The organism is Nocardia ninae NBRC 108245, from assembly GCF_007990755.1.
In the GTDB taxonomy this organism is placed as follows: Bacteria; Actinomycetota; Actinomycetes; order Mycobacteriales; family Mycobacteriaceae; genus Nocardia; species Nocardia ninae.
Map to the genome: position 1 here is coordinate 1 of NZ_BJXA01000147.1, position 8,970 is coordinate 8,970.

Genomic DNA, 8,970 nt, shown 5'->3' on the forward strand with positions numbered 1-8,970 from the left:
CGTTCGCCGGCGAGCGCGTGATCGCGGCGCTGCGCGAGCGCGGTGTGCGCGTCCTGCTCGGCACCGAACCGACGAGCGTGCACCGGCCCGACGCGAAGGACACCGGCGAAGGCCGGGTCCACGGCGGCCCGGTCACCGTGCAGCTGCACAGCGAAGAGGGCGATACCGAACTCGAAGCCGACGAGATCATCGTGGCCGCCGGGCGCACACCGGCGACCGAAGGCCTCGGCCTGGACTCCGTCGGGCTGAAGGACGGCTATGTGCAGGTCGACAATCAGCTGACCGCCACCGCGGTGGACGGTGACTGGCTGTACTGCGTCGGCGATCTGAATCATCGCGCCGCCCTGACGCACATGGGCAAATACCAGGCCAGGGTCTGCGGCGATGTGATCGCAGCCCGCGCCGAGGGCAGGCCGCTGGATGGTGCCCGATTCACCGCGAGCGCCGACCACGAGCAGGTCCCGCAGGTGGTGTACACCGCGCCGGAGGTCGCGTCCGTCGGGCTGACCGAGGCGGCGGCCCGCAAAGCCGGCTATGCCGTCGAGACCGTCGAGCTCGATATCTCGGTGGCCGGATCGGCGTTGGCGCGCAACGACTTCGCCGGGCACGCCAAACTGGTCATCGACACCGGCACCGACACGTTGCTCGGCGCCACCTTCGTCGGCCCGGAGGTGGGCGAACAGCTGCACGCGGCCACCATCGCGGTGGTCGGCAAGGTGCCGCTGGCCACCCTGTGGCACGCGGTGCCCGCGTTCCCCGCGGTGAGCGAGTTCTGGCTACGCCTGTTGGAGACACGACGGCCGTAAGTACCATTGGCGGATGGTGGCATCGACAGACATTCAGACCGCCGACGGAGTCGTGCGCGGTCGTCGTGGCCGCCGCGTGCTGCGCTGGCGGTCCCTCCCCTACGCGGCCGCGCCGGTGGGCGACTTGCGTTTTCGAGCCCCGCAGCCGGTCACGCCGTGGATTGGGGTGCGCGAGTGCACCGAGTTCGGGTTCGCCGCGATGCAGCATCGGGCGGGCGCGCGGATCGGACCGCGCCGGTACCAGCCGACGCACGAGGACTCGCTGACACTGAATGTCACCGTGCCCGCGACACCGTCGGAGCGGCCGCGCCCGGTGCTGGTGTTCATCCACGGCGGCGGCTATCTCACCGGCACCTCGGCGCTCGGCTTGTACTCCGGCGGGCGGCTCGCGGTGCGCGGCGACGCCGTGCTGGTCTCGCTGAACTACCGGCTCGGCGCGTTCGGCTACGTCGATTTCGGTGAATTCGCCACGTCGGAGCATCCTTTCGAGTCGAACCTGGGTTTGCGCGATCAGGTCGCCGCGCTGGAGTGGGTGCACACCAATATCGCCGCGTTCGGCGGCGATCCCGGCAACGTGACCATCTTCGGCGAATCCGCCGGAGCACACGCCGTGCTCAGCCTGCTCGCCGCGCCTGCCGCGAAAGGCCTTTTTCACCAGGCGATCTCGCAGAGCCCGCCGGCCGACTGGGCGATGACCGCCGACGACGCCCGCCGCTTCGCCCGCCGCTGCGTCGAAGCGCTCGGCGCGACGCCGGACCGGGCCGCCGAGGCGCTGCGCACCGCCAGTGCCAACGACATTCGGCGCGCGGTCGACCGCACCAGCAACCGGGTGCTGCGCGAACGCCGCGGCCTGTTCCCCGTCGCCCCGGTGGTCGACGGCGTGGTTCTCCCGCAGTCCCCGATCGATGCGATCACCGACGGCAACGCCCATCGCGTCCCACTGATCATCGGCACGAACCGGGACGAGGGCACCCTGTTCGCGAAGTTCGCGGACTCGCTGCCGACCACCCCCGACCGACTGCGCGCCGCACTGGGCGACGAGGCCGCCGAATCCCGAATCGCCGCCGTCTATCCCGGCTATCCGAACGCCAAGGCGGCCGTGCGCGCAGGCGGCGACTTCGTCTTCTGGCGACCCTCGGTCACCGTCATGGCGGGTCACAGCCGCCACGCCCCCACCTACGCCTACCGCTACGACTTCGCCCCGCGATCCCTGCAACTCGCGGGCCTCGGCGCCACCCACGCCTCCGACCTGATCCCGGTCTTCGGCGGCGGCGATACCCCCTTCGGTCGCGCCGTCACCGCGGCAGGCGGGCGCCGTGGCCTCCAGTCCGTCACCGACCAATTCCAGGACAACTGGCTCGCCTTCGCCCGCACCGGCGCGCCGCTGCCCTCCTGGCCGCCCTACACCGAAGCCCGCCGCACCACCTTGATCATCGACTCGCCCACCCGCCTGGAGCACGACCCGGACAAAACCAAACGCCTTGCCTGGGAAGGCGTCCGAGTACCGACGCTGACCTGAACGGCTACTTGAGCAGCCGCGACATGCGCCGGTCGGCGAGGATCTTGCCGCCGGTCTGACAGGTCGGGCAGTACTGGAACGAGCGCTCGGCGTAGGACACCTCGCGCACCGTGTCGCCGCAGACCGGGCACGGCATACCCGTACGCGCGTGTACCTGCATGCCGGAACGCTTCTCGCCCTTCAGGCGGGCGGCATCCTGACCGACCGAGCGCTGCACGGCATCGGTGAGGACCGCGCACATGGCAGCGTACAGCTCGCCGACCTTCTCCGCCGCAAGGGTTTTGGTGTTGGCGAACGGCGAGATCCGTGCGGTGTGCAGGATTTCGTCGGAGTAGGCGTTGCCGACGCCGGCCAGCAGGGTCTGGTCGACGATCGCGGTCTTGATCCGCTGCGAGGTGCCGCGCAGGATCTCGGTGAACTGTTCCTCGGTCACCTCGAGCGCGTCGGGCCCGAGTCGTGCGATACCGGGCACCAACTTCGGGTTGTCTACGATGTAGACCGCGAGCCGTTTCTTGGTTCCCGCCTCGGTGAGATCGATGGCGGGCGTCGCGCCCTCGGGGGTGAAGAAGTGGACTCGCAGCGCGAGCGGGCTCTTACCGCCCGGCTTCGGCGGCGTCTGACTCGGTTCGTCGATCCACCGCAGCCAGCCACCGCGGGACAGATGGGTGATCAGCCACAACCCGTCGCAGTCCATCCCGAGAAACTTGCCCCAGCGCCCCGCGCCGGTCACGTCCCGGCCGGACAGCGCGGTCACCGGCGGGTCGAACGTCTTCACCGCACTCAACGCGGCGACATCCACACGCCCCACCACGGCGCCGACCGCATGCTCCCGCAGAAACTGCGCCAGCGCCTCCACTTCAGGTAGTTCGGGCACACGCCCAGGCTACCGGCCCGCACCGACAAGAGCAGGGCAGTCAGGTCCGACGGAGCAGGTAGATGTCCATGATCCAGCCCTTCTCGGCCCGCAGCCCGGCGCGGCGGTCCACGATCTCCCGCTCCACCTCACGCAGCGGGCCTTCGATCAGGGTTTCGTCCGGCATGCCGAGGTAGGCGCCCCACCAGATGTGCACGTCCGCGCCGGGCACCTCGGTGAACGAGCAGTCGCCGTCCAGCATCACCACCGCCGCGTCGGCGAGCCCTTCCTCGCGCAGCCGCCGGCCGGTGGTGATGTGCACCGGCTCGCCGATGCCGTGCAGCACCATCCGATGCCGCGCGGCCAGGGCCTGCACGCTGGTGACACCCGGGATCACCGTGTAATCGAAGCGCACCGTCCCGCGCGCGAGCACCCGTTCGATCATCCGCAGGGTGCTGTCGTACAGCGACGGATCACCCCACACCAGAATGCCGCCGACCCCGTCGACCTGTGCGAACGCCTCTTCCAGTACGGCGGAGCGCCGCTCGTGCCAGTCCTCGACGACACCCTGATAGTCCGCCGGTGCCCGGTCCCGCGGCGGGTCCGCGATCTCCACGATCCGGTACGGCCGATCGACGTGCTCGGCCAGGATCGCGGTCCGCACCTCGACCAACTCGCGCTTCTCCGCACCCTTGCCGATGACGAAGAACACCTCGACCTGCCGCATGGCCTTGATGGCCTGCACCGTCACCTGGTCGGGATCGCCCGCGCCGATGCCGATCACGTAGAGCTTGCGCATGCGCCGAGCTTGCCAGGCGGCGTTCCTACTAGAGTTGGCAGCCGTGGCGACCGATACCCAGTACGAGGATCTGCTCCGGCTGGTGCTGGAGTCCGGCACGAAAAAGGCGGACCGCACCGGCACCGGCACGCGCAGCATTTTCGGCCATCAGCTGCGCTACGACCTCTCAGCCGGCTTCCCGCTGATCACCACCAAAAAGGTGCATCTGAAGTCGATCGTCTACGAGTTGCTCTGGTTCCTGCGCGGCGAATCCAACGTGAAATGGCTGCAGGAGCACGGCGTCTCCATCTGGGACGAATGGGCCGACGCCAACGGCGAACTGGGCCCGGTCTACGGCGTGCAGTGGCGGTCCTGGCCGACGCCGGACGGCGTGCACATCGACCAGATCTCCGAGGTGCTGCACACCCTGCGCACCAACCCCGATTCCCGGCGCATGCTCGTCTCCGCCTGGAACGTCTCCGAGCTGAACAAGATGGCGCTGGCCCCGTGCCACGCGTTCTTCCAGTTCTATGTGGCCGACGGCCGGCTGTCCTGCCAGCTGTATCAGCGCAGCGCCGACCTGTTCCTCGGCGTGCCGTTCAATATCGCCAGCTACGCGCTGCTCACTCAGATGGTCGCGCAGCAGACCGAGCTGGAGCTCGGCGATTTCATCTGGACCGGCGGCGACTGCCACATCTATGACAACCACCTCGACCAGGTCCGCGAGCAGCTGACCCGCGAGCCGTTCCCGTTCCCCACTCTGCACCTGCGCCCCGCGCCAACGCTGTTCGACTACGCCTACGAAGACGTGGAAGTCGTCGGCTACCAGCATCATCCGGCCATCAAGGCACCCGTTGCGGTGTGAGCGGCTCTGCTCGACGGAAGCAGTTTCGGGTAACGGAGGAACAGTGAACACCGCATCGGACGCAGCGTGACGCGCACCATCGGGTTGATCTGGGCGCAAACTCCCGACGGAGTGATCGGTTTCCAGAACACCATCCCCTGGCGCGTGCCCGAGGACATGGCGAATTTCAAGGCGGTCACCATGGGACATCCCGTGGTGATGGGCAGGCGCACCTGGGATTCGCTGCCGCCGAAATTCCGCCCGCTGTCCGGGCGCCGCAACATCGTGGTGACCAGGCAGTCGGACTGGGCCGCCGAGGGCGCCGAGCGGGCCGGATCGGTGGCCGAGGCGCTCACGCTGAGCGAGCCGGACACCGTGTGGATCGCCGGGGGTGGTGAGATCTACCGCGTCGCTATGGATTTCGCGACCGACCTGCTCGTCACCGAGGTGGACACCACCGTCGAGGGCGATGCGTACGCCCCCGCGATCGGACCCGAGTGGACCACCGACGACACCGAGCCGTGGCACGACTCGACCTCCGGTCTGCGCTACCGGATCCGCCGCTACACCCGCCGCGAATCCGACTAGTCGGCAAACTCTCCGCATCGATCGTCGCGGCCGCACAACACCGTTCGATCACAGAACCCCCGGCCCGTGCAAACAGGTCTCGAGGCCACAGCCGGTCGGGCATACTCCTGAATAAGCGGGGCCGGGCCTTCGTCCGTCCGGGCCCCCGAGCCGGTGCGAACAGCCCCCGCACCGGCTGTTGTCATTTGCGAAAGGCGGTCCATGGACAAGAAATCGCTGACTGCGGTTGCTCGACAACAACTCAAGATTGCGAGCACCGCCAGCAGCGGGCGTAGTTCGCAAACGATCTACGGTGGTCACGCGAATTCGCTGCGCCAGACGGTGGTCGGCCTCAGCGCCGGCCAGAGCCTCGCCGAGCACGACAACGCGGGCGAGGCCACCCTCCTGGTGCTCAGCGGCACGCTGACCCTGATCAGCGGCAGCAACGAATGGAAGGGCTCGGCGGGCGACCTGCTCGTGGTGCCCAAGGCCAGGCACAGCGTGATGGCCGTGGACGACGTGGCCTTCCTGATGACGGTCGCGAAGTAGCAGCGGCGGTGGCCGTGCCACCTGGCGGGCGATAGTCCGCCGAGCATTAGGCTGATGATCATGAGTGAGCCGCAGCCGATCCTCGATCCGCTCACCCCGGCTGCGATCTTCCTGGTCGCCACCATCGACGCGGGCGGCGAGGCTGTGGTCCGCGATACCCTCGCCGACGTGCAGGGTTTGCGCCGCTCGGTTGGGTTCCGGATCCCCGGGGCGGGCCTCACCTGTGTGGCCGCGATCGGCTCGGCGGCGTGGGACCGGCTCTTCGCCGGACCACGGCCCGCCGAGCTGCACGAATTCCCCGGTTTTGTGGGCAAGCACCATCGCGCCCCGGCGACGCCGGGCGACCTGCTGTTCCACATCCGGGCGGAGAACCAGGACGCCTGCTTCGAGCTGGCCATGACTATCGGCGACCGGCTGGCGGGCGCGGCCACGATCGTGGACGAGACCGTCGGGTTCCGCTACTTCGAGCAGCGTGACCTGCTCGGCTTCGTCGACGGCACCGAGAACCCGGAGGGCAAGTCCGCCTACGCGGCCGCGCTGGTCGGCGACGAGGACCCCGAGTTCCGGGACGGCAGTTACGTGATCGTGCAGAAGTACCTGCATCCGCTGGCGGAGTGGCGGGCACTGTCGATCGAGGAGCAGGAGAAGGTGATCGGGCGCACCAAGCTCGACGATTTCGAGCTGTCCGACGCCGACAAGCCCGCCGACTCGCACGTCGCGGTGAACACCATCGTGGACGCCGACGGCACCGAGCGCGAGATCCTGCGCGCCAACATGCCGTTCGGCAGCGTCAAGGACGGCGAATTCGGTACGTACTACGTCGCTTACGCGGCCACACCGAGCGTCACCGAGTTGATGCTCACCCGGATGTTCGTCGGCACCGAGGAGGCGGCCTACGACCGCATCCTCGATTTCTCCATCGCGGTCACCGGCACGTCGTTCTTCGCACCGTCGCTCGACTTCTTCGATGAGCTTCCCCCGCCACCGGCGGACGCCGTGACGGCGGAAAACGTGCAGCCCAACGACATCGGCTCGGGCTCACTCGGTATCGGCACGTTGAAAAGGAGCAGGCAGGCATGAACAACCTCTATCGCGAACTCGCGCCGATCACCGCCGAGGCATGGTCGGCGATCGAGGAAGAGGCGACGCGCACCTTCAAGCGGCACATCGCCGGGCGCCGCGTCGTCGACCTGTCCGGACCGCACGGCCTCGATTACGCCGCGGTCGGCACCGGCCACACCACCCCGATCAGCGCACCCGACGAGGGCGTGCAGGCCAGGCAGCGGGTGGTCGCGCCGCTGGTCGAGCTGCGGGTGCCGTTCCGGCTGTCGCGCGAGGAGCTCGACAATGTCGAGCGCGGCGCCATGGACACCGACCTGGATCCGGTGAAGGACGCCGCGAAGAAGATTGCGTTCGCCGAGGACCGGGCGATCTTCGAGGGCTATCCGGCCGCGAATATCACCGGTATCCGGGCGAGTTCGACCAATCAGGCGATCGCGCTGCCGAGTGATCCCCGGCTGGTGCCGGAGTCGGTCACCCAGGCGCTCACCGCGCTGCGGCTGGCCGGCGTCGACGGGCCGTACTCGGTGCTGCTGAGCGCGGACCTGTTCACGGCGGTGAGCGAGACCTCCGATCACGGGCACCCGATCCGCACGCACATCGAGCGGCTCATCCCGGACGGCGAGATCATCTGGGCGCCCGCCATCGACGGCGCGTTCGTGCTGACCACCCGCGGCGGCGACTACGACCTGCGGATCGGCCAGGACCTGTCGATCGGCTACCTCGCGCACGACACCGAGTCGGTGCAGCTGTACTTCCAGCAGAGCCTGACGTTCCTGGTGTACACCGCCGAGGCCGCGGTCGCCCTCGAAGCCTGAGACTTGCCCGTGTGCTGCGGCACCACGCGCGGTAGCGTGTGCCGCAGCACGCCGGAAGTGGGTAGGTGAGATGACGATGGTGCGGGCTGGTGTGGTGCCCACGCAGCGTGCGGCGCTCTACAGTTCCCTCGGGATCCTGGTGACCGTCGTACTGTGCACGGCCGTGATCGGCCTGTTCGGGGTGAACCGGGTATTCACCGGCTTACTGGCCGGTGCCGTGGCGGGCATCGCCGTGGTGGCGGCGCTGTTCGCCAGGGATGCCGTCGTGCTCACCGAGCGGGTGATCTACCGGCGCACCCCGTGGACCGAGTCCAGCATCGACTGGGACCGTGTGGTCGCCGGGCGCTTCACGCTGGACGAGCGGTCCCGCTGGTCGCTGGCGCTCGACCTGATCGGCGGCGACGAACAGCACGGCGAGCTGGTGCTGCTGTCCATTCCGCCGGTACTGCGCCCGGTGTCCGGCGCCTACGACCTCCGCAAGCGCGAGCAGGTGAACGAGATCCGGGCGTTGCTGCGGCGCAAGCAGATACCGGTGACGGTGCTGCCGGAGATCGCGGGCGCGTTGCAAGAGCACTGGCAGATCGCGCCGCCTACCCGCTGACCAGGCACGCCCGCGGCACGTTTCGGATACGTTGGCACCTATGTCGATGACGAAGGGCTCGAACGTCCCGGTGCCCATGGCCGCCGTCCGAATCGAGCTCGGCTGGCAGAGCGGACCCGGGGTGCCCGACGCCGACGCCTCGGCGCTGCTGCTGGCCGCCGGAAAAGTGCGCAACGACAACGACTTCGTCTTCTACAACCAACCCGCGCATCCGTCCGGCGCGGTCCGGCACGAGGGCAAGCAGCAGGGGCCGACGGTGCTCGACGTGCTGTCGGCCGACCTGAGCCGGGTCGAAGCGCCGATCGACACCATCGTGATCGCAGCCTCGGCGGACGGCGGCACCTTCGGCCAATTCCACGGCCTCTACGTCCGGCTGGTGGATCCGGGCAGCGGCGCGGAGGTGGCGCGGTTCGACAGCACCGGCGCGACCACCGAGACCGCGTTCGTGCTCGGCGAGCTGTACCGGCGGCAGGGTGGGTGGAAGTTCCGTGCGGTCGGGCAGGGGTACGCCGCCGGATTGGCCGGTCTGGCCACCGATTTCGGGATCTCGGTGGACGACGCCCCGGCGACCCCGCC

Annotated in this window: 11 protein-coding genes; 9 read left to right on the forward strand and 2 right to left on the reverse strand. The window is 68.9% G+C overall.

Translation table 11 applies throughout. The features are described from left to right. Both NN4_RS43720 and NN4_RS43725 read left to right on the forward strand, forming a co-directional pair. The coding region (locus tag NN4_RS43720; RefSeq protein WP_147144130.1) for an oxidoreductase dimerization domain-containing protein at positions 1 to 806 on the forward strand (806 nt) is incomplete at its 5' end. A gap of 13 nt (positions 807 to 819) precedes the next feature. Continuing rightward, entirely contained in the window at positions 820 to 2,325 is a 1,506-nt protein-coding gene (locus NN4_RS43725) for a carboxylesterase/lipase family protein (protein WP_147144133.1), read from the forward strand. Positions 2,326 to 2,329: 4 nt separating this feature from the next. Here the strand turns inward: NN4_RS43725 and NN4_RS43730 are convergent, their stop codons facing one another. After that, on the reverse strand, positions 2,330 to 3,199 hold the full coding sequence (locus NN4_RS43730) for an Fpg/Nei family DNA glycosylase (RefSeq protein ID WP_147144137.1): 870 nt from the start codon (positions 3,197 to 3,199) through the stop codon (positions 2,330 to 2,332). Between the two features lie 40 nt (positions 3,200 to 3,239). After that, positions 3,240 to 3,977 carry a precorrin-6A synthase (deacetylating) gene (gene cobF, locus NN4_RS43735; protein ID WP_147144140.1) on the reverse strand — a complete coding sequence of 246 codons (738 nt, stop codon included), beginning with the start codon at positions 3,975 to 3,977 and terminating at the stop codon, positions 3,240 to 3,242. Here cobF and NN4_RS43740 point away from each other — a divergent pair. The 7 genes from NN4_RS43740 to NN4_RS43770 all read left to right on the forward strand — a co-directional run. Then, positions 3,976 to 4,821, forward strand: coding sequence for a thymidylate synthase (locus NN4_RS43740; RefSeq protein ID WP_147144143.1), 846 nt, complete (start codon positions 3,976 to 3,978; stop codon positions 4,819 to 4,821). The two genes, cobF and NN4_RS43740, sit on opposite strands and share 2 nt — an antisense overlap. 66 nt (positions 4,822 to 4,887) lie before the next feature. Next, entirely contained in the window at positions 4,888 to 5,388 is a 501-nt protein-coding gene (locus NN4_RS43745; RefSeq protein ID WP_147144145.1) for a dihydrofolate reductase, read from the forward strand. 201 nt (positions 5,389 to 5,589) lie between these two features. Continuing rightward, on the forward strand, positions 5,590 to 5,916 hold the full coding sequence (locus tag NN4_RS43750; protein ID WP_107659390.1) for a cupin domain-containing protein: 327 nt from the start codon (positions 5,590 to 5,592) through the stop codon (positions 5,914 to 5,916). Positions 5,917 to 5,976: 60 nt separating this feature from the next. After that, positions 5,977 to 6,996: a Dyp-type peroxidase gene (locus NN4_RS43755; RefSeq protein ID WP_147144148.1), complete on the forward strand. Its 1,020-nt coding sequence runs from the start codon at positions 5,977 to 5,979 to the stop codon at positions 6,994 to 6,996. Next, a complete protein-coding gene (locus tag NN4_RS43760; protein ID WP_147144152.1) occupies positions 6,993 to 7,793 on the forward strand; it encodes a family 1 encapsulin nanocompartment shell protein in 801 nt (266 codons plus the stop codon). Before NN4_RS43755 ends, NN4_RS43760 begins: the two co-directional genes overlap by 4 nt. 70 nt (positions 7,794 to 7,863) lie before the next feature. Then, on the forward strand, positions 7,864 to 8,394 hold the full coding sequence (locus tag NN4_RS43765) for a hypothetical protein (protein ID WP_147144154.1): 531 nt from the start codon (positions 7,864 to 7,866) through the stop codon (positions 8,392 to 8,394). Positions 8,395 to 8,434: 40 nt separating this feature from the next. Continuing rightward, positions 8,435 to 8,970, forward strand: a 536-nt coding sequence (locus tag NN4_RS43770; protein ID WP_147144157.1) for a TerD family protein, incomplete at its 3' end; no start/stop codon positions are given.

Excerpts from the sequence above, each read along its gene's own strand:
- NN4_RS43725 (WP_147144133.1), top strand. The coding sequence starts at position 820 with ATGGTGGCATCGACAGACATTCAGACCGCCGACGGAGTCGTGCGCGGT.
- NN4_RS43740 (WP_147144143.1), top strand. The coding sequence starts at position 3,976 with ATGCGCCGAGCTTGCCAGGCGGCGTTCCTACTAGAGTTGGCAGCCGTG.
- cobF (WP_147144140.1), bottom strand. The coding sequence starts at position 3,977 with ATGCGCAAGCTCTACGTGATCGGCATCGGCGCGGGCGATCCCGACCAG.
- NN4_RS43750 (WP_107659390.1), top strand. The coding sequence starts at position 5,590 with ATGGACAAGAAATCGCTGACTGCGGTTGCTCGACAACAACTCAAGATT.
- NN4_RS43755 (WP_147144148.1), top strand. The coding sequence starts at position 5,977 with ATGAGTGAGCCGCAGCCGATCCTCGATCCGCTCACCCCGGCTGCGATC.
- NN4_RS43760 (WP_147144152.1), top strand. The coding sequence starts at position 6,993 with ATGAACAACCTCTATCGCGAACTCGCGCCGATCACCGCCGAGGCATGG.
- NN4_RS43765 (WP_147144154.1), top strand. The coding sequence starts at position 7,864 with ATGACGATGGTGCGGGCTGGTGTGGTGCCCACGCAGCGTGCGGCGCTC.